Origin of the sequence: Bradyrhizobium sp. ISRA430 (genome assembly GCF_029909975.1) — a bacterium.
GTDB lineage: Bacteria > Pseudomonadota > Alphaproteobacteria > Rhizobiales > Xanthobacteraceae > Bradyrhizobium.
This window is the reverse complement of sequence record NZ_CP094516.1, coordinates 3,111,750-3,132,911: the sequence shown is the minus strand read 5'-3', so window position 1 is coordinate 3,132,911 and position 21,162 is coordinate 3,111,750. Positions and strand designations below refer to the sequence as shown.

Here is a 21,162-nt window from a genome sequence, read left to right as displayed (position 1 = left end):
CGCCACAAGAGCGGATGTGACTTCGGCCCAACCCGGCGAGCCGCTCGCGGCAATGCCCTGAAGAGCGCGTGCCCCGCATCGGCACCCGTCGCGCTGGTGGATGCCGTCACTTGTGGCTGCTACTTAAGCATCTGGCCGAGCCGTGCCATCGTTGCTCCAGTCGGCGCGGCCGATCGCAAACGCTGCTAACAGACGTTTACGGTACGCGTAACGTAAGCGTAGCCATTCCATACGTTCTGTGTCTGATAGCAAGAACCGTAGGACGATCCATAAGCCGCAGCGGCACCAAGAGCCGCGCCGGTAGCCACACCGGCTGCCGCGGCGCCGGGCCAGCCCCATCCACGGCCATAGTAGCCGCCGTGATAGTAGCGTCCGCCGGCATATCGTGCGCCGCCGCCAGCGTGCCATCTTGTTCCGCCGCCGTGCCAGCCGGGCCTGACGCCGCCGCCGTGGAAGTGAGCCGCGCGAGCGCCGCCGCCCATGCGACGCGCGTCCGCCGTGTTGGGCAGCGCGGTTGCAGCGGCAGCGAGGAGCGCAATTGTCAGCAAGACTTTGTTCGGTCGCATCGTGTCACTCCTTGCGTTGATCAACTCAATGCAAAGCGTCGAGAAGCCTTTCGTTCCCTGATTGCAACGATGAATTGATACAGCCTCAAATCAGAATTTGATGTTTGGTCACGATGGCTTTTCTGCGCGTGCGGCTTGGCCAGCGAAGATGCAGGTGGGAGCGTTGCAGCGGCTTGGCCGCTCGGTCGCGCGCGAGCGAAGCCCCGGCATTGACACGCCATGTTCCTGACCGTTGGAGTTCGGTCGCGGTTAGGTTGTTGCCCAGGAAAACGACTGTTGCTCCCCCTCAGAGCGGCCGGCGTCGCTGCTTTAGGTCCCAGGTATTACTGCGGCAAAAGCCGGACCTCGCTGTCTTGAGCACCGTCGAGGAGCTCCCCAGGACGATCGGAATCGTCTCGAGAATCTCCGCAAGAATCCCGTGTCTTCGAATCGAGTTGTCCCCTGGATGGGGGACGAACCGCGCCGTCGCACCGCGGCAACGGTTCGCGAGGCGCCTTGGGACGATTGGCGGGCGCATCTAGATTTGCCTAATAGATTCAATGAATTAAGTCGGGCCTCACCCCTCACGGCTGCGTGATATTTGTGCAACATTGGCGCGAAAACGTTCCGTTCAGGGGCAAAACCGCGCGGTCTTTCGTTGATTGATCACGGCTCTTCGGTTCTTATCGAACCCGCGACGGAGGGGGGCATCCCGAGGTCGTCCCGTTTTAGGTGGTTCGCTTAAGTCCCTCGCGTTCATGCGGGTGTGTCCGAAGGCGCGAAGCGGCTAAGCGGTGGGTTAAGGGACAAGGGAACCTACCTTAGGGTGTAGTCACCCAGCGGATCCGGAACCTTCCCTAAATAGAGCAACTTGGAGGTTTAACATGAAGTTGGTTAAGAGCCTTTTGCTCGGTTCTGCGGCGGGTCTGATCGCCGTGGGCGGAGCACAGGCAGCCGATCTCCCCGTAAAGGCCAAGGCGGTCGAATACGTGAAGATCTGCTCCCTGTACGGTGCCGGATTCTACTACATCCCGGGCACTGACACCTGCATCAAGCTGGGTGGTTATCTGCGCGCTGAAGTCGCGCTGAACACCAACTCGGACATCAATGGTCAATTCAACGTCAGCTCGCAGGGTGCAAACGGTGCACGCAACCGTTTGACCAACTACTACACCATGCGCGCTCGTGAAGATCTCAACATCGACACGCGCACCGCGACCGAGTACGGCGTCGTCCGTACGTTCTTCGATGGCGTGTTCTCCTGGACGACCGGCAACTACGTCGGCACGGGTAGCGCCTTCGGTGCGACTCAGTACAGCGGCACGCTGGGCCTGAGCGCTGCCGGCAACGCCTTGGTGGGCTCGGGTTCGGGCTCGGTGAACGGCACCGACGGCAATACCTCGGCCGGTTCGCTCGGCGTGTACTATGCCTTCATCCAGTTCGCCGGCTTCACGATGGGTAAGGCAGTGTCGCAGTTCGACGCTCCCTGGACCAACTATCCGGGCAACAACTTCGACGGTCTCGTCGGCGGTTCCGGCACGGTCACTGGTGTCAACCAGTTCACCTACACCGCTGACTTCGGTCAGGGCATCACGGCGTCGTTCTCGGCGGAAGACGTGACCCAGTACTATCAGGCTGGTAACCTGAACATGAGCGGCGCTACTTCGGCCGGCATTCTTTCCGGTGGTATCGGCACCGGTGCCATCGGTGGTACGCGCTCGCCGAACCTCGTCGGTATGGTCCGTGTCGACCAGGCCTGGGGTCTGTTCCAGGCGTCGGTTGCCGCGAAGGACAACCACGTCGGTTACTACGGCGCGAGCGAAGTCACTGGCCACCCCGACGACAAGTGGGGCTGGGCGGTTCAGCTCGCTCTGTCGATCAAGAACATCCCGACCGGCGCGGGTGACACGATCAACATGCAGGCGGTCTACACGGATGGTGCGACCCGCTACAACTTCCAGAACCTCGCGGGCAGCACCTACGTGATGTACGGCAGCTCGGGTCTGCCCGGCGCTTACGGCAGCATCGCTGCTGTCACGGCTCCGGACACCGTGTACATCAACGGCAGCTCGCAGGAATCGGTCAAGACCTGGGGCTTCCGTGGCGCATACACCCACAACTGGGATCCGTACTGGAACACCTCGATCTACGGTGCTTACGCTCAGGCTCAGTTCGGTGGCTTGGCTAAGTCGTTCCTCTGCGGCACCGGTGGCCTGTTCTCGTCTGTCGTTGGTGTCACGTCTTGTAACCCTGACTTCAATGTCGGGACGGTGGGTCTCATCACCCGTTGGACCCCGGTCAAGAACCTGACCTTCTCGGCCGACGTGAGCTGGACCCGTGTCGACCAGAAGTACGCTGGCACGGTTACTACGACGGCGGTCAACATTATTCCCGCCAAGCCGGCTGCGACTTACGAGCTCAAGGATCAGGACACGGTCGTTCTGCTCCTCCGCGCTCAGCGCAACTGGTAATTCCGGTCTAACGACTTGAATTGAGAACCCCGGCGGGAAACCGCCGGGGTTCTTCTTTTTTGAATGTGGGGCTTGGATGGGCTGGCGAGAGGTCACAGAAAAGAAGCCTTATCGCGCAGGATGCGATGCTAACCCCAAGGCTATAGGCGCAGACTTCGCCGTGGTTCGTGTCAGGTCGGCGCTCTGCGCCGGAGGTCCTCGGTTGCGCGCCGCAGGATTTCGTGAAGCCATTCGTGCGATGGCTCGCCCTCGACACGTTCGTGCCACAGCAGCCGTACCTCGACGGGCGTCGTGGTGTAGGGCAGCTCGTAGGTCGTGATCGCATGGGATTGTGCAAGCGCTTGTGCCAGCGGACGCGGGACGATGGCCGCGAGCTCGGAATCGACGAGCAGTGCGGGCAGCGCAAGAAAATGCGGCAAGGAAACCGCGATCCGCGGCCGCCGATCACTTTCGGATAGCGCTCGTTCGAGCGCGACGCGGTCGTACATTTCCGAACGCCTGGCAAGACCCCGCTCGGAGATGAAGCCTCCGATCGCGCCTTCCTGCTCGCCACCGAAGGACACGACGACCAGCGGCAGGCGTGCAAGCTTCGCCTTGTCGAGCCGTCCGAGCTTACGCCTTCCCCCGACGATCAGCACATCGTCATATTCGAACAGCAGCGCCGTGCGGAAGCGGCTTGGCGGAATCGAAAAGACGCCGATGGCGACGTCGATGCGGCCGAGATCGATCTGTTCGGCAAGATCGATCCGCGTCACCGGCTTGATGATCAGGTCGACCGCCGGCGCCTCGCGACCGAGGATTCCGAGGAGCGGAGACGCCAGCACCATCGTGGTGAAGTCGTTGGCGGCAAGCGTGAATTGCTTGGTGGAGGCCGCCGGGACGAAGGTCGGCAGTTCGACCGCCGATTCGAGCGATCGCAGCGCCGCGCGAACTTGCGGCGCCATCGTCAGCGCGCGCGCCGTCGGCTGCATTCCACTTGCCGTCCGCACGAACAGCTCGTCTTCGAGCATTTCGCGGAGCCGCGCGAGCGAGTGGCTTACGGCGGACTGGCTCAATGCGACCTTCTGGCTGGCGCGCAGCACGCTGCGTTCCTCCATGACGGCGTCGAAGACCTTGAGCAGGTTCAAGTCAAATGTCTTGAAGGAAACGGACACGATAAGGATTTCCGTCTATGAGCGGATCGCGCGTCAATAAGCAGCTCAAGTTAAAGCGAGGCACGACGGCGACGCAACTGCGCGGGCCGCCCATAGCAGGCGGCGATGCCGTGGTGTCGGCAAGCTGAACCCCGTTCAGGACCAATCTGCAAGAGTTTCACTTCCGCAATGGAGCGATCCCGTCATTATCGCCGCGCGTTGTCTGGAGGAGGCGGCCATGAAATGCAGCGGGATGTCGATGGGGGTTTTCAAGGGTAGTGCGGTCGGGGCGATCCTGGCGTTGGCGCTCTTCGCGACGACGTCCGCGACTGCACAGGATGGCCCGGTCAAGCTTGGGGTGCTTACCGATATGTCCTCCCTTTACGCCGACAATGGCGGCCAGGGCTCGGTGGTCGCGGCGCAGATGGCCGTCGACGACTTCAAGGGCAAGGTGCTGGGGCGCGCCGTCCAGATCGTCGCCGGTGACCATCAGAACAAGGCCGATGTGGGATCGGCGGTTGCGCGACGATGGCTGGAGAACGAGGGCGTCGAGGTAATCCTCGACGTACCCAATTCCGCCGTTGCTCTGGCGGTGCAGGGCATCACCCGCGACAAGAAGAAGCTGTTTCTCGCCACCGGCGCCGCGACGTCGCGCCTGACCGGTGATGAATGCTCGGTGACCGGCATTCACTGGACCTATGACACCTACGCACTGTCGCAAGGCACGACCAAAGCGATCTCGCGTCTCGGCGCGAAGTCCTGGTTCTTCCTTTCGGCCGATTATTCCCTCGGCGCCCAGCTCGAGGCTGATAGCCGCAAGGTGATCGATGCCACGGGCGGCAGGGTCGTCGGTTCGGTGAAGCATCCGATCAACACGCCCGATTTCTCCTCCTTCCTGCTGCAGGCACAGGCTTCCGGGGCGGACGTGATCGCGCTCGCCGACGCCGGTGGCGATTTCATCAACGCAGTCAAGCAGGCGGGGGAGTTCGGGGTGACGCGCCAGCAGAAGCTCGCCGGTCTGATCGTGTTCATTGCCGACATTCACAGTCTGGGGCTGCAGAGCGCCCAGGGTTTGATGCTCAGTTCGGCATTCTACTGGGACCTCAACGATGAGACGCGCGCATGGTCGAGGCGCTTCATCGAGAAGGCCCGGAAGGTCCCCACCATGATCCACGCAGGCACCTATGGCGCCGTCATGCACTACCTCAAGGCGGTCGAGGCGGCGGGCACGCTGGATGGTCCGACTGTCGCTGCCAAGATGCGCGAAATGCCCGTGAATGACTTCATGACGAGGAACGGCCGCATCCGTCAGGACGGTCGGCTGGTCCGCGACATGTATCTGTTCCGCGTCAAGGCTCCGGAGGAGTCCAGGTACAAGTTCGATTACTACGAGCTGCTCGCGACAATTCCCGGAGAGGAAGCGTTCAAGCCGATGGAGGAAGGGGGATGTCCGCTCTTGAAGAAGTCGTGATCGGTAAGCGCGACGTTGCGCGGAATCGGATCGACGACATCATCGCTTCCCGATTCGCATGCCGAGAGTTCTCCGGTGATCCGGTCCCGCGACAGACCATCGAGCAGATCCTCCGCGTGGCGCGATTCGCACCGAGCGGCGCGAACATCCAGCCCTGGCACGTCCACGTGCTTGCCGGCGCAATGAAGGAGAAGGTGTCGGCGGCCCTTCTGCGCGCGCACGGGGAAGCACGAAACGAACACGTGTCCGAGTACCGATATTATGCAAGCGACTTGCCTGAGCCATACCTCGATCGGCGGCAGGAGTTCGGTCGGCTGTTCTACGGCTCGCTCGGCATCGCGCAAACGGATATCGAAGCGAGGGGCAGGCAAACCGCCAGGAACTACGCATTCTTTGGCGCGCCGGTGGGATTGATCGTTACCATCGACCGCCGCCTCGAAGTCGGGAGCTGGCTCGATCTCGGCATGTTCATTCAAAACGTATTGCTGGCCGCGGCGGGGCGCGGGCTGCATTCGTGTCCGCAGGAAACATTTGCCAAATATCACCGGATCCTGCGCCCGCTGCTCTCCATTCCCGCAGAGCAGATGGTGGTGTGCGGCATCTCGATCGGCCGCGCCAAGGCGGAGGCGAGGGAAAGATTGATGCCGCGAGCGGACGTCGATGCATTCGCCACGTTTGCGGGTTTCGAAGCTTAACAACAAACGCGACAAGGAGATGGCCATGGGAAGCCGAGAAGATCTCATCCAGCGCAGCATCCCGTTTCTACGGGAAGTCAAGGATATGACGCCCGGCGCCAAGATGGAGCGTTGGCTCAACGATACATACGGCGAGGAAAGTGCGCTCTATCAGGACCTCTCGCGCCTCATCAAGATTGGCGTCGAGGAGGGCTGGGCGGCGAATCAGGAAGTGGAGGGTCCGAACTACCGACGCAGCCGCATCCTGGAACCGATGCCCGAAACATTCCAGTTCAGCATCACTGCCGTCTACATGAACAGCGCCGATCCACGCCGCTTCAAGGACGAGGACGATCAAGACGTGCTGCGCGGGCAGTATCACGGCCATCCCTATGGCGAGCTTAACCTGGTGGTGCCCCTGAACAAGGGCGCGGAATTGAGGGGACTTCAGGGCTGGCAGGGACCGGGCTGGACGGCGCCGGATCCCGGCAGCCGGCACTATCCGGAGGTCAGGGGCGGCGCAGTCATCGCGCTGTTCTATCTGCCGGCGGGACGCATCTCCTACGATTTCAAGGCTCCAGCCTGATGGCCGACGGGGCGCCCGCGGCGCTTCTGACGGCATCATCGTAGGCCTCGGCCGCACGGCCAATGCCTCGCCTCTTCCGGAAGCGGACGAGAACCGTCCGCTATTTCTGCCGAAATCCGTGTTTGAACGACATCACGAGCGGACCCACAAGATATTCAAATGCTGTCCGCTCCGTGGTGGGGACCATGACCGTGGCCGGCATGCCAGGATAGAGCTGAACGTTCGGCATGTCCGCAAGCTCGGCCTCGTCGAGCTTGAGCAGGGCGGTGTAGTACGGCGTACCCGTCCGGTTTTCCGTGAGCCGATCCGCCGAGACCTGAAGCACGGTGCCGTGAACGATCGGAGTGATCCGCTGCTTGTATGCGGTCAGGTGCACCTCAGCGCGCATCTTGGGCCGGACTTCGCTGATATCCTCGACCGCAACCTGGGTTTCGACCACGAGCGCGTCCTTTTCGGGGACCACGTCCAGAATCTTCTCTCCCCGCTGAATCACGCCGCCGACGGAAAAGACGGTCAGGCCAACGACACGACCGGCGTACGGCGAGCGAATCTCCATTCGCGTCAGAACGGCGCCGGCATTGGCGAGACGCGGAATGACTTCGAGAAGCTTCGCCTGGACGTCGCGCAGCTCCTTGGTTACGTCGGCCATGCGGTCGTTGTCGAGCTGCACGATCTGCTGCTGCTGTTCGGCAATTGCTTGCCGGGCCTTGGCTATGTTTGCCATGGCATCGGCCGATTGTCCGTCGAGCCCGGCACCAGCCCGCTCGAGCTGCAGATAGCGTGGCCTCGCGATAAGTCCCTTGTCCACCAGAGGTGCAATCGACTTCATTTCTTCGCGAACAGAGTCGAGTTGCGCGTTGAGAGCTCTCACCTGCGCTTCGCCGCCAACAATCTGGTGCTCGAGCTGCGAGATCTTCTCCCTGATGATGTTGCGCTGACCGTCCAACGCCACGCGCCGGCTCTCAAACTGCCGGACCTGATTGTCCCAAATGCTCCTGGCCTGGGTTTCCTCGCCGACGTCAGCCGGCACAACGAGACTGGAGCCACCGGTGAATTCCGTCCGGAGCCTCTCTTCCGTGGCTCGCAGGACGGTAAATTGTTCGGACAGCACATCGAACTCGGCGCGCGCCTGCGTGTCGTCGAGGACGATGAGAGTCTCGCCGACCTCGACCTGATCTCCCTCTCTGACTCGCAATTCCTTGACGATACCACCATCGAGATGCTGAACGCTCTTTCTGTTGCCGTCGACCTTCACGATGCCATTCGCTACGACGGCACCATTGAGCGGTGCCGTCACGGACCACACGCCGAGGCCGCCAAAGAATGCGAGTATAACAAGCCATCCAGCGACGGCCGATCCACGGTAGGAATCGCTGGGACCCACTGGGTCGGCAAGGGCCGCCGGCCACGTCGCTGAAATCGCAGCTCTCGTCATGTATCCTCCTGCGCGGCTCCGGCTCGTCTATGAAGCGAGACTTTTCGATGCCGCAGCCGGAACGACCACCGGCTTGGTCAACCGTGCCAAGATCTCGCCTCGCGGACCGAACAACTCCACTGCACCGTCTCGGATCATCACAATCTTGTCGACCACACCGAGCGTGCTCGGACGATGGGATATGATGACGACGGTGGTCCCGGCCTTCTTCAGTTGCACGAGGCACTCCGTCAGCGCGGCGTCGCCATCGACATCGAGGTTCGATGCGGGCTCATCGAGCACGACAAGGCGCGGATTTCCATAGATCGCGCGCGCCAGCCCGATCCGCTGGCGATAGCCGCCGGAGAGGACCGCGCCGCCTTCACCGACCTGTGTGTCGTATCCGTCCGGAAGGCGCAAGATCATCTCATGAACGCCGGCAAGCTTTGCAGCCTCGATGACGCTCTCATCGCTACCTTTGTTGAACCGGCTGATGTTGGCCGCGACGGTATCGGCGAACAATTCGATGTCCTGCGGCAGGTAGCCGACATACCGGCCGAACGCGCCTCGCGGCCAGGTCGATACGTCGGCGCCATCGAGACGAACCGAGCCGGCTGACGGCGCCAGCACGCCGATGATCTGGCGCGCAAGCGTCGATTTTCCGGCACCCGAAGGCCCGACGAGGCCAAGAAGTTCGCCCGCCGAGACGTCGAAGCTTATGTTGCGGAGGATCGGTCGCTTGCTTCCCTGAAGCGAATAGCTCACGTTTTCGACGGACAGGTCGCCTGCGGGTTTCGGCAGCGAAAGTCGCGGCTCGGCGGCCGGAATCGACTTGAGAAGCGCCTCGACGCGCCTGTAGGAGTTGCGCGCAGACGCGATGCTGCGCCAGACACCCACGATCTGCTCGACCGGCTGCATCGCACGACCGAGCAGGATCGAGGCCGCAAACATCGCGCCGACCGTCGTGACGCGTTCGATCACGAGATAGGCGCCAAGGCCAAGAATGATGGATTGCACGGACAACCGAAGGAAGCGGGTCAGGCTCGACATGGCCGCAGCGCGATCGCTCGCGACCACCTGGCGATCCAGCGCCAGATTGCGGTCGCGCCCCCACCTGTGAAGTAGGCCATCAAGCATGCCCATCGCCTGTATGGCCTCCGAGTTGCGAAGGCTCATGTCGGTGAAACCGTAGCTTCTGGCACTGGCTTCGTGGGCTTCGGTGAGCGGCGTGCGCACCCAGCGTTCATTCAGGAGCGCGAGGAGCAGCAGCGCGACTGCGGAGGCAAGCGCGAAGGCTCCCAGCAGCGGGTGCAGGACAAAGATCACCGCAACGTAGATTGGCGCCCACGGGAGGTCGAAGATGGCGTGAATCCCGGCACCGGTAACGCATTGCCGAAAATTGTCGAAATCGCGGAGATACTGGCTCTTTGCGACACCCGTCTTCAGCGACGCATCGACGATTGCCGAGATCACGCGTCCCGCCATCCGCTGGTCGAGCCGAACCGACGCGCGTGCGAGAATCCGCGCCCGGATCATGTCGAGGGCGGCAAGCGCTGCGAAGGCAATCAACAACAGGAGCGTGAGCATCACAAGCGTGACGATGCTCGCGCTCGATACGACGCGATCATAGACCTGAAGCATGTAAAGCGGCCCGGCGAGATACAGCAGGTTGATTGCCAGGCTGAAGATCAGAGCCGTGACGAAGTAGCTCTTGCACGATAGGAGAAGGCCGCGCAGCTCATCCTTGTGCCGATAGATCCCTCTCCCTCCTCCCGTTGGCGGGGTGGCGGCTGACCTCTTGTTGAAGAGTCCGAGTTTCATCGTGTGACTCCGCCAAATTGCGCTCGCGTCAGACTGCTCTCATCAACCGAGCACATGCCTGGTCAGATGATGAAGTCCGTGGTGTGCAGGAGCGGGGCGCCAGCCAGCTTGATGACGGCGTCGTTTCCGGCCTTATAGCCGGCCGCTCCATCGTTGATGATCACGTAGGTGCCGGCGTCGCTACCGCTGGCGATGGTGACTTCCGCGGCACCATTGGCCTTGAGGTTCGTGTTGTTGAGGATGCTCGCGAGATCCGTCGCCAGGTCGCCGGTGATACCGGTGGTTTTCGTCAAGCCGGTGGTCAGGCCGTTGAGCGCGTGACCGATCTGGAGCTTGTCGACACCGGTCGTAAAGTCGTTGATGGTGTCGAACGCGGCCACGCGCGAGTTTGCGAGCGACGTGTAGACGAATGTATCGCTGCCATCGCCGCCGGTGAGCGTGTCGGCTCCGGCACCACCGTTGATCTTGTCGTTGCCGTCGCCACCGATGAGCTGGTTGGCCGCCGAATTGCCGGTCAGGGTATCGTTGCCGCTACCTCCCGTGACGTGCTCGACGCCGGCGACCGAGACAAATCCCGTCCCGGCCTGGTTGGCCAGATTGACGGTGATGTTCGACGTGGTCCCGGCGTAGCTTAGCATGTCGTTCGTGCTGCCAAGAAGATTGAGCTCCACCTTCTCCACGTTGGTAACTGTCCCTCCGGCAAGACCGGTGATTGTGGAGCCTGTCACCACGACGTTGAGGACGTCGGTGCCGGACGTTCCGTCAATTTCCAGCGTATCGGTACCGGCGCCGCCGTCGATGGTATCGACGCCATCGCCGACCTTGTAGATGATCAAATCATTGCCGGCGCCACCGAAGATCACGTCATTTCCGCCACCGCCGATGATGGTGTCGCTGCCGGCTCCGCCGTCGAGCACGTTGTCGTGGGCATCTCCGGTAAGATCATCGCTGCCAGAGCCGCCGGTCACGTTCTCGACGCCTGCGATCGAGGTGAACCCGGTCGCATTCGACTGCAGCAGGTTGACGGTCAGGCTGGCGGTCGTGCCGGCATAGCTCAGCGTGTCCGCATTTCCAGCACCGAGATCGAGATACACGCGCTCGATACCGGCAAGTGTGCCTCCCTCGAGCCCGGTGAGGGTGCTGCTGGATGCGACGACGTGGATGGTGTCGTCGCCGGCAGTTCCCGTGATGTAGAGGCTGTCGGTGCCCGCACCGCCGTTCATGGTGTCGGCTCCGTCACCGACCTTGTACATGAACGTATCGTTGCCGGCTCCGCCCTGGAGATTGTCGTTACCGCCATTTCCGATCAGGGTGTCGTCGCCGCCGAGGCCGTTCAACGTGTCGTCGAAAGGCGTGCCTGTCATGACGTCGGGGCCCGACGTGCCGTTTTGGGTGATGCCGCCTGAGCTGGTGGTCAGGCTCGCGGTGTCACCGATACCGGTCGCACTGTTGCCGGCAATATCCGTCAGTGCGATCGTTGCAGTGACGGTCCCGTCACTCAGGGACGTCAGGTCGATATTGTGCGTACCATTGCCCAGCGCATTGACCGTCACGGAGCCGCCACCGCTGCTTGTGAAGGTGACGCTGGCGGTCGCATCGGGATCGACGCCCGCAATCGTGTACGCGACTGAGCTCTTGCCGGTAGCGTCGATTGTGGTCGGCGTGATGTCAACCGCGGCCGTTGGCGCTGAATCGGCGGTGGTGTCGACCGCGTAGCTCTTGGTCGCCGTGGCCGTGGTCGCGTTGCCGGCCGCGTCAGTCGTGGTGACGCTCGCGTCGACCGTATGGTCGCTATCGGCAGCGATATCGCTGCCGGCCACGCCGATGCTGAAGCTCGTGCCCGAGACCGTGCCGGTGTAGGCCATGCCGTTTACCGTCAGGGTGACGATGTCGCCGCTGTGTACGTCGCCGCCGACCGTGCCGGTCACGGCGACCGTGCTGCCGGCCTCCGCTGCGTTGAGGACGTTGTCGGGGGTGATGGCGTTCATCGCCAGGCTAGCGGTCGGCGCCACGGTGTCGACAGTATAGGTCTTGATCGCGCTCGCAGTGGTTGAGTTGCCAACCGCGTCGGTCGTGGTGACGCTGGCATCGACCGTATGGTCGGCATCGGCCGCGAGATCGCTGCCGTTGACGGTGATGCTGAAGTTTGTGCCCGAGACTGTGCCGGTATAGGCATTGCCGTTCACCGTCAGGGTAACGGTGTCGCCGTCATGGGCGTCGCCGCCCACCGTGCCGGTCACGGCAATCGTGCTGCCGGCCTCCGCCGCGTTGATGACGTTGTCCGCAGTGATGTCGTTGACGGCGATGCTGGCTGTTCCAGCGGTATCTACCGTGTAGGTCTTGCTCGCCGTGGCAGTCGTGCTGTTGCCGGCCGCATCGGTCGTGGTGACGCTGGCATCGACAGTATGGTCGCCATCGGCCGCGAGATCGCTGCCGGCGACTCCGATGCTGAAGGTCGTGCCCGACACGGTTCCGGTATAAGCGGTGCCGTTTACCGTCAGAGTGACGGTGTCACCGCTGTGAACGTCGCCGCCGACCGTGCCGGTCACCGCCACGGTGCTGCCGGCCTCCGTTGCGTTGAGGACGTTGTCCGTGGTGATGTCGTTCACCGTCAGGCTGGCGATCGGCGCCACGGTATCGACCGTGTAGGCCTTGGTCGCGGTCGCGGTCGTGCTGTTCCCTGCCGCGTCGGCTGTGGTGACGCTGGCATCGACCGTATGGTCGAGATCGGCCGCGAGATCGCTGCCGTTGACGGTGATGCTGAACGTCGTGCCCGAGACTGTGCCGGTATAGGCATTGCCGTTCACCGTCAGGGTGATGGTGTCGCCATCATGAACGTCGCCGCCGACCGTGCCGGTCACCGCCACCGTGCTGCTGGCTTCCGCTGCGTTGAGGACGTCGTCCGCGGTGATGTCGTTCACCGTCAGGCTGGCGATCGGTGCCACCGTATCGATCGTGTAGGCCTTGGTCGCGGTCGCGGTCGTGCTGTTCCCTGCCGCATCGGTGGTGGTGACGCTGGCATCGACCGTATGGTTGAGATCGGCCGCGAGATCGCTGCCGGCGACGCCGATGTTGAAGCTCGTGCCCGAAACTGTTCCGGCGTAGGCATTGCCGTTCACCGTCAGGGTGATGGTGTCGCCATCATGAACGTCGCCGCCGACCGTCCCGGTCACGGTGACCGTGCTGCCGGCCTCCGCTGCGTTGAGGACGTTGTCCGCGGTGACGTCGTTCACCGTCAGGCTGGCGGCCGGCGCCACGGTATCGACCGTGTAGGCCTTGGTCGCGGTAGCGGTCGTGCTGTTCCCTGCGGCGTCGGTGGTGGTGACGCTGGCGTCGACCGTATGGTCGCCATCGGCGGCGAGATCGCTGCCGGCGACGGCGATGCTGAAGCTCGTACCCGACACTGTTCCGGTATAGGCGTTGCCGTTCACCGTCAGGGTAACGGTGTCGCCGTCATGGACGTCGCCGCCGACCGTGCCGGTCACGGCGATCGTGCTGCCAGCCTCCGTTGCGTTGAGAACGTTGTCCGTGGTGATGTTGCTGACTGCGATGCTGGCTGTTCCGGTGGTGTCAACCGTGTAGCTCTTGGCCGCCGTGGCGGTCGTGCTGTTGCCGGCTGCATCGGCCGTGGTGACGCTGGCGTCGACGGTATGGTCGCCGTCGGCCGCGAGATCGCTGCCGGCGACGCCGATGCTGAACGTCGTGCCGGAGACTGTGCCGGTATAGGCATTGCCGTTCACCGTGAGGGTGACGGTGTCGCCAGCATGAACGTCGCCGCCCACCGTGCCGGTCACCGCCACGGTGCCGTTGGCCTCCGCTGCGTTGAGGACGTTGTCGGAGGTGATGTCGTTGACGGCCAGGCTGGCGGTCGGTGCCACGGTGTCGACCGTGTATAGCTTGATTGTGGTCGCGGTCGTTGAATTGCCGGCCGCATCGGTCGTGGTGACGCTGGCGTCGACCGTGTGATCGGCGTCGGTGGCGAGATCACTGCCAGCCACGCCGATGCTGAAGGTCGTGCCCGAGACCGTGCCGGTATAGGCGTTGCCGTTCACAGTCAGGGTGACGGTGTCGCCGTCATGGACGTCGCCGCCAACCGTGCCGGTCACGGCGACCGTGCTGCCGGCCTCCGCTGCGTTGAGGACGTTGTCGGGGGTGATGTCGTTGACCGCCAGGCTGGCGGTCGGCGCCGCGGTGTCGACCGTGTAGGCCTTGGTCGCGGTGGCGGTCGAGCTGTTGCCGGCTGCATCGGTCGTGGTGACGCTGGCGTCGACCGTATGGTCGCCATCGGCCGCGAGATCGCTGCCGTTGACGCTGATGCTGAACGTCATACTCGAAACCGCGCCGATATAGGCATTGCCATTCACCGTCAGGGTGACGGTGTCGCCATCATGGACGTCGCCGCCGACCGTACCGGTCACCGCGACCGTCCCGCCGGCCTCCGCTGCATTGAGGACGTTGTCGGAGGTGATGTCGTTCACGGCCAGGCTGGCGGCCGGTGCCACGGTGTCGACTGTGTACAGCTTGGTGGTGGTCGTGGTCGTTGAATTGCCGGCCGCATCGGTCGTGGTGACGCCGGCGTCGACCGTATGGTCGCCATCGGCGGCGAGATCGCTGCCAGCGACACTGATGCTGAAGCTCGTGCCCGAGACCGTTCCGGTGTAGGCCGTGCCGTTCACCGTCAGGGTAACGGTGTCGCCGTCATGGACGTCGCCGCCGACCGTTCCGGTCACCGCGACCGTCCCGCCGGCCTCCGCTGCATTGAGGACGTTGTCGGAGGTGATGTCGTTCACGGCCAGGGTGGCGGCCGGCGCCACAGTGTCGACCGCGTAGCCTTTGGTCGCAGTGGCGGTCGTGCTGTTGCCGGCAGCGTCGGTCGTGGTGACGCTGGCATCGACCGTACGGTCTGCATCGGCCGCGAGATCATTGCCCGCCACATTGATGCTGAACGTCGTGCCCGAGACCGCGCCGGCGTAGGCGCTACCATTCACCGTCAGGGTGACGGTGTCGCCATCATGGACATCGCCGCCGACCGTGCCGGTCACTGCGACGGTGCCGCCAGCTTCCGCTGCGTTGAGAACGTTGTCAGCAGTGATGCTGTCGAGCGCGATGCTGGCGGTGGCCGTGGTGTCGACCGCGTAGGCCTTAGTCGTCGTTGCGGTCGTACTGTTGCCGGCCGCGTCGGTCGTGGTGACGCTGGCGTCGACCGTATGGTCGCCGTCCGCGGCGAGATCGCTGCCGACGACGCCGATGCTGAAGGTCGTGCCCGAAACCGTGCCGGCATAGGCGTTGCCGTTCACCGTCAGGGTGACGGTGTCGCCATCATGGACGTCGCCGCCGATCGTGCCGGTCACCGCCACGGTGCCGGCCGCCTCCGCTGCATTGAGGACGTTGTCGGCAGTGATGGCGTCGAGTGCGACGCTGGCGGTGGGCGCCACAGTGTCGACCGCATAGACCTTGGTTGTCGTTGCGGTCGTGCTGTTGCCCGCTGCGTCCGTGGTGGCAACGCTGGCGTCGACCGTGTGATCGGCGTCGGTGGCGAGATCGCTGCCAGCCACGCCGATGCTGAAAGTCGTGCCGCTGACCACGCCGGTATAGGCGTTGCCGTTCACCGTCAGGGTGACAGTGTCGCCGTCATGGACGTCGCCGCCGACCGTGCCGGTCACAGCGATAGTTCCACCGGCTTCCGCTGCGTTGAGGACGTTGTCCGTGGTAATGGCGTCCACCGCCAGGCTGGCGGTTGGCGCCACGGTGTCCACCGCATAGGCTTTGGTTGTCGTCGCCGTCGTGCTATTGCCGGCTGCGTCGATTGTGGTGACGCTTGCGTCGACCGTGTGATCGAGATCGGCCGCGAGATCGCTGCCGGCGACACCGATGCTGAACGTCGTGCCCGAGACCGCGCCGGAATAGGCCGTGCCGTTCACCGTCAGGGTGACGGTGTCGCCGTCATGCACGTCGCCGCCGACCGTGCCGGTCACAGCGATAGTTCCGCCGGCTTCCGCTGCGTTGAGGACGTTATCCGCGGTGATGTCGTTCACCCCCAAGCTGGCGGTCGGCGCCACAGTGTCCACCGCATAGGCTTTGGTTGCCGTCGCGGTCGTGCTATTGCCGGCTGCATCGGTCGTGGTGACGCTGGCGTCGACAGTATGGTCGCCATCGGCGGCGAGATCGCTGCCGTTGACATGGATGCTGAACGTCGTGCCCGAGACCACGCCGGTATAGGCAGTGCCATTCACCGTCAGAGTGACTGTGTCGCCATCGTGGACGTCTCCGCCGACCGTGCCGGCCACTGCCACAGTGCCGCCGGCCTCGGCTGCATTGAGGACGTTGTCGGGAGTGATGGCGTCCACGGCGATGCTCGCCGTCGGCGCCGTGGTATCGACCGTATAGGCCTTCGCCGCCGTGGCCGTGGTGCTGTTGCCGGCCTGATCGGTGGTGGTGACGCTGGCGTCGACCGCATGGTCGCCATCGGCGGCGAGATCGCTGCCTGCGACGTTGATGCTGAAGGTCGTACCGCTGACCACGCCAGTGTAAGCGGTGCTGTTCACTGTCAGGGTGACGGTGTCGCCCTCATGGACGTCGCCGCCGACCGTACCGGTCACCGCCACGGTGCCGGCCGCCTCCGCCGCGTTAAGCACGTTGTCTGCAGTGATAGCGTCGAGCGTGATGCTGGCGCTCGGCGCGGCAGTATCGACTGCATAGGTTTTGGTTGTCGTTGCAGTGGTGCTGTTGCCCGCTGTGTCCGTGGTGGTGACGCTGGCGTCAACCGCATGATCGCCGTCGGCGGTGAGATCGCTGCCAGCCACGCCGATGCTGAAGGTCGTGCCCGAGACTGTGCCGGTATAAGCATTGCCGTTTACCGTCAGGGTGACGGTGTCACCATCATGAACGTCGCCGCCGACCGTACCGGTCACCGCCACGGTGCCGCCGGCCTCCGCTGCGTTGAGGACGTTGTCGGAGGTGATGGCGTCCACGGCGATGCTCGCCGTCGGCGCCGTAGTGTCGACCGCATAGACTTTGGTCGCCGTGGCGGTCGTGCTGTTGCCGGCCGGATCGGTGGTGGTGACGCTGGCGTCGACCGCGTGGTCGCCATCGGCGGCGAGATCGCTGCCCGCGACGTTGATGCTGAAGCCACCGTTGCTGGCAGCGCCGGTGTAGGCAGTGCCGTTCACCGTCAGGGTGACGGTGTCGCCATCATGGACGTCGCCGCCGACCGTACCGGTCACCGCCACGGTGCCGCCGGCCTCCGCTGCGTTGAGGACGTTGTCGGAGGTGATGGCGTCCACGGCGATGCTCGCCGTCGGCGCCGTAGTATCGACCGTATAGGCCTTCGTCGCCGTGGCCGTGGTGCTGTTGCCGGCCGGATCGGTGGTCGTGACGCTGGCGTCGACCGTGTGATCGGCGTCGGCGACGAGATCGCTGCCGTTGATGCCGATGCTGAAGGTCGTACCCGAGACCACGCCGTTGTAGGCGGTACCATTCACCGTCAAGGCGACGGTGTCGCCATCATGGACATCGCCGCCGACCGTGCCGGTCACGGCGACCGTGGCGCTGGCCTCCGCTGCATTGAGCACGTTGTCCGCGGTGATGTCATTGACTGCCAGGGTGGCGGTCGGCGCCACCGTGTCGACCGCGTAGGCCTTGGTCGCCGTGGCCGTGGTCGCATTGCCGGCGGCGTCAGCCGTGGTGACGCTGGCGTCGACCGTACGGTCGCCATCGGCGGTGAGATTGCTGCCAGCGATACCGATGCTGAACGTCGTGCCCGAGACCATGCCGGTATAGGTGGTGCCGTTCACCGTCAGGGTGACGGTGTCGCCATCATGGACGTCGCCGCCGACCGTGCCGGTTACGGTGACCGTGCTGCCGGCCTCTGCTGCGTTGAGGATATTGTCGGGAGTGATGGCGTCAAGCGTGATGCTCGCCGTCGGCGGCGTCGTGTCGAGCGTGATGACCGTTGCCGAGGTCGTCGATGTATTCCCGGCGGCATCGGTAAAGACCGCGGTGAGCGACTTCGTGCCATCGGCGCCCAGGTCGCCGGCCGTCACCGTCAACTGAACGGACTGAGCCGCAACTTCGGCTGCCGTAATCGTATGCAGTACCGGATTCGCCAGCGATGCCCCGCCGAGCTTAAGCTCGACCGTGTCGCCCGCCTGCACAGACGGATCGAGCGCGACCTGGAAGGTCGGCGCCGTCTCATTGGTGAGGTCGTCGGTGCTTGACGAACCGGTATCGGAGATTGCGGTCAGGTCGGGCGCCCCGCCCGTCGGTGCCGTGGTATCAAGTGTAATCGCCAGCGCCGAGGTTGTCGATGTGTGCCCAGCCACGTCGCTAAACTTGGCCGAAATCGACTTGATGCCATCGGCACCGAGGTCGCCTGCCGTCACCGTGAGAGTCACCTTGCCGGCGCTGAGATCAGCGAACGAGATCGTATGCGTTACGGCATGCGCCAGCGGCGAGCCGTCAAGCAGCAACTGAACGGTATCACCAACCGCGACCGTCCCATCGAGCGTGACGGTGAACGCAGGTGCGGTGACATTCGTAATGTTGTCGGTATGCAGCACGCCGGAATCGGACGCATCGATCAGGTCCGGCGTTCCGCCGGTTGGCGTCGTCGTGTCCGCGTTTACCGAAATGGTGCCGCTCGAGACGGTAAACTCACTGCCGGCATATGAAGTGGACAGATTGAGGGTCCCAAGAGAGTTGTGCGCGGAGTCATAAACGGTGATGAAGGTGCCCGATGAATCGAGCACGGCGGCGGCCGCGCCATTGACCTTGATGCCTTCGCCGCCCGCGAAATTGGCTATGGTGCCATGGAAATTCGGAAGCGTGTCCGACGAGAGATCGAGAACGCCCTGGCCGCCATCGAACGTGATGGTCGGATGAATCGAGGCCGTGCCGACGGCACCATCGAACTTCAGCACCGAGCCGGCGACGTTGGCGATGTGGAACGAGGCGGCGCTTGTGCTGCCGACAGCGCTGGAAAACTCGAGCGTACCGCCGCTCGCCGTGATGGTTCCGATGCCACTGGTATTCACCGTTGCCGCAACTATACCCTTTCCGATCAACGTCGCGGCATTATCGATCGAGAGGCCGAACGCATCGGTCAGCGTGCCGCCGTCGAGCTGGATCTTGCCGTTGGTGATGCTTTGCGCCGAGGTCAGCGTCAGGCTACCGGTGGCGCCGATCTCCAGCGTCTGGTTGGAACTGACGATCGAAATCGCGCCGGAAGATACCGTCCCATCGATCTTCAAAATCGTCGCTGCACTGAAGTCGATGGCGAGCGTGCTGGTTCCGGCAATCGAGCCGAACAGGTCTAGCGTGCCGCCCTTGGCGGTAATCGCCGCATTGGTGATGGTGCCATTGACATTTCCGCTGCCAATGATGCTTGCCAACGTGAGTGTGCCGCCGGTCTGCGTGATCGTTCCACCCGAGAGCGTGATCGCACCTGCCGTGCCAGTGCCGCTCAGTGTCGCGCCGCTGCTGATGACGATGCCGTTGCTGTCGGTCAGCGTGCCGCCGCTCAATACAATCTTGCCGTTGGTAACGATTTCGGTTGAGCCGATCGTCAGATTGCCGCCGGCTCCAACCTCGAGCGTCTGGTTGGCGCTGGTGATCGAGACCGCAGTCGCCATGGTCGACGTGCCGGAGAACTTCAGCGTCGATGCCGACGCGCTCGCAATCGTAAACGCGTTGCCGCTGGCCACGGTGCCGTTCAAATTCAGCACACCGCCGCTGGCCGTGATCGTGCCGGTGCCGGCGGCGATGTTCGCCGCCACCGTGCCCGAACCGATCAAGGTCGCACTGGCACCGATCGTCAGGCCGGACGCATCGGTCAGCGTGCCGCCGTCGAGCTGGATCTTGCCATTGGTGATGCTTTCCGCCGCGGTTAGCGTCAGGCTGCCGCTGGCGCCGATTTCGAGCGTCTGGTTGGCGTTGTTGATGGTGATCGCAGCCGAGGTCGCCGTGCCTTCAAGCTTCAGGTTCGAATTGGAGGAAGTGCCGATCGTCAAGACAACGCCGCTGTCGACTGTCCCGAACACATCGAGCGTGCCGCCGTTTGCAGTCAACTTGCCCGTCCCGGTGTAATGACCGGAGATACTCAGCGTGCCAAAACCGGTCACGTTGGCGCTTGGGGCTATCAGCGCGAGGGTGCCTGCGTTGACCGTGCCGCCCGACATCGAGATGATGTTGGTCGAGTTCAGGCTTACGGTATTGGTCACGTTGAGCGTTTTGCCGCTGCCGATCAACAGCGTCGCCGTATTGTTGAAATTCATGGTCAGCGAATTGAGCGCCGCGGAGCTGACGTCGAGGGTAACGGTATAGCTGCCGCCGGAGTTGCCGCCGATCGTGACGTCATCACCGGCCGCGGGAACGCCGCTCGGGCTCCAATTGCCCGAAGAACTCCAGTTTCCGCTGTTCGGATTGCCCGTGCTGCCGCCGCCGGTCCAGGTCTTTGCCGCCATCACGGCCGCGTAGTTCCCGATTCCCTGCGCCGTCAGCGGCGCCTGGGCATGATTCGCGCCCGAGCGCGCGTGAAGCTCCCAGCCGCCACCGAGCGCAGCGGCACCGACCAGACCCGTTGCAGCCAACACCTGTGCGCCCGTCGCCCGCGCCAAGGCATCGACGAACGCCGTGCCGCGCGCGCCTCTGGCCGCGTTGCACGCCCATAGCTGGAGTGAGCCGCCGTTGCCCAGTGCGCGGCCGATTGCCGCGAGATCCTCGTCCTCGTTTTCGATCGTCTCGAGTGTGAGCGCGCTCGTTCCGCAGTTCACCTGTCCCGGCGCGCCATGCGCGATCAGGTGAATGGCCGCGAGGTCCGACCGATGCTTCAGGACGTCCGCCATCTGCCGCGGAGCGGGAGCATCGGCCGACAGCACGATCGGCTCGACCTCTGCTCGCAAACCTGCCAGCAGCGCGGTCAGTTGGTCCACGTTACGGTCGATGAAAGCAATCTCGTGATGCGAGGTGATCATGTGACTGGCCCCATAAAAATGCAACGCGATCGAAGGTTTGCGATAAGAGTTCCGTATGAAAGTCGCCCGAGATAAAG

At 63.6% G+C, this 21,162-nt stretch carries 9 protein-coding genes; 4 read left to right on the top strand and 5 right to left on the bottom strand.

What is annotated here, in order from left to right:
* Window positions 1-185: 185 nt before the first annotated feature.
* The gene (locus MTX21_RS15105) at window positions 186-566 is read right to left on the bottom strand and encodes a hypothetical protein (RefSeq protein ID WP_280965592.1); all 381 of its coding nucleotides are present in this window, start codon (window positions 564-566) and stop codon (window positions 186-188) included.
* Between the two features lie 863 nt (window positions 567-1,429).
* Here MTX21_RS15105 and MTX21_RS15100 point away from each other — a divergent pair.
* A complete protein-coding gene (locus MTX21_RS15100; protein ID WP_280965591.1) occupies window positions 1,430-3,016 on the top strand; it encodes a porin in 1,587 nt (528 codons plus the stop codon).
* A 170-nt stretch (window positions 3,017-3,186) separates the two neighbouring features.
* On the opposite strand, the gene MTX21_RS15095 is transcribed toward MTX21_RS15100, so the two are convergent.
* The gene (locus MTX21_RS15095) at window positions 3,187-4,170 is read right to left on the bottom strand and encodes a LysR family transcriptional regulator (RefSeq protein WP_280965590.1); all 984 of its coding nucleotides are present in this window, start codon (window positions 4,168-4,170) and stop codon (window positions 3,187-3,189) included.
* A gap of 217 nt (window positions 4,171-4,387) precedes the next feature.
* Here MTX21_RS15095 and MTX21_RS15090 point away from each other — a divergent pair, with 217 nt between their 5' ends.
* Genes MTX21_RS15090 through MTX21_RS15080 form a run of 3 tightly spaced genes read left to right on the top strand, consistent with a single transcriptional unit; the run spans window position 4,388 to window position 6,880 of the window.
* On the top strand, window positions 4,388-5,620 hold the full coding sequence (locus MTX21_RS15090; RefSeq protein WP_280965589.1) for an ABC transporter substrate-binding protein: 1,233 nt from the start codon (window positions 4,388-4,390) through the stop codon (window positions 5,618-5,620).
* Window positions 5,596-6,315 (top strand): nitroreductase, encoded by a 720-nt coding sequence (locus MTX21_RS15085; RefSeq protein ID WP_280965588.1) that lies wholly within the window; start codon window positions 5,596-5,598, stop codon window positions 6,313-6,315. The genes MTX21_RS15090 and MTX21_RS15085 overlap by 25 nt, the downstream gene beginning before the upstream one ends.
* 25 nt (window positions 6,316-6,340) lie before the next feature.
* Complete coding sequence (locus MTX21_RS15080; protein ID WP_280965587.1) at window positions 6,341-6,880, top strand: DUF4863 family protein; 540 nt, start codon at window positions 6,341-6,343, stop codon at window positions 6,878-6,880.
* A gap of 100 nt (window positions 6,881-6,980) precedes the next feature.
* Here the strand turns inward: MTX21_RS15080 and MTX21_RS15075 are convergent, their stop codons facing one another.
* From MTX21_RS15075 to MTX21_RS15065, 3 genes are all read right to left on the bottom strand, one after another.
* A complete protein-coding gene (locus tag MTX21_RS15075; RefSeq protein ID WP_280971384.1) occupies window positions 6,981-8,315 on the bottom strand; it encodes an HlyD family type I secretion periplasmic adaptor subunit in 1,335 nt (444 codons plus the stop codon).
* 27 nt (window positions 8,316-8,342) lie between these two features.
* On the bottom strand, window positions 8,343-10,115 hold the full coding sequence (locus tag MTX21_RS15070) for a type I secretion system permease/ATPase (RefSeq protein WP_280965585.1): 1,773 nt from the start codon (window positions 10,113-10,115) through the stop codon (window positions 8,343-8,345).
* Between the two features lie 62 nt (window positions 10,116-10,177).
* The gene (locus tag MTX21_RS15065; RefSeq protein WP_280965584.1) at window positions 10,178-21,085 is read right to left on the bottom strand and encodes an Ig-like domain-containing protein; all 10,908 of its coding nucleotides are present in this window, start codon (window positions 21,083-21,085) and stop codon (window positions 10,178-10,180) included.
* Window positions 21,086-21,162 lie beyond the last annotated feature (77 nt).

What these genes read in the sequence shown, in the direction of transcription:
- MTX21_RS15080 (WP_280965587.1), top strand. Translation starts at nt 6,341, where the DNA reads ATGGGAAGCCGAGAAGATCTCATCCAGCGCAGCATCCCGTTTCTACGG.
- MTX21_RS15075 (WP_280971384.1), bottom strand. Translation starts at nt 8,315, where the DNA reads ATGACGAGAGCTGCGATTTCAGCGACGTGGCCGGCGGCCCTTGCCGAC.
- MTX21_RS15100 (WP_280965591.1), top strand. Translation starts at nt 1,430, where the DNA reads ATGAAGTTGGTTAAGAGCCTTTTGCTCGGTTCTGCGGCGGGTCTGATC.
- MTX21_RS15085 (WP_280965588.1), top strand. Translation starts at nt 5,596, where the DNA reads ATGTCCGCTCTTGAAGAAGTCGTGATCGGTAAGCGCGACGTTGCGCGG.
- MTX21_RS15090 (WP_280965589.1), top strand. Translation starts at nt 4,388, where the DNA reads ATGAAATGCAGCGGGATGTCGATGGGGGTTTTCAAGGGTAGTGCGGTC.
- MTX21_RS15070 (WP_280965585.1), bottom strand. Translation starts at nt 10,115, where the DNA reads ATGAAACTCGGACTCTTCAACAAGAGGTCAGCCGCCACCCCGCCAACG.
- MTX21_RS15065 (WP_280965584.1), bottom strand. Translation starts at nt 21,085, where the DNA reads ATGATCACCTCGCATCACGAGATTGCTTTCATCGACCGTAACGTGGAC.
- MTX21_RS15105 (WP_280965592.1), bottom strand. Translation starts at nt 566, where the DNA reads ATGCGACCGAACAAAGTCTTGCTGACAATTGCGCTCCTCGCTGCCGCT.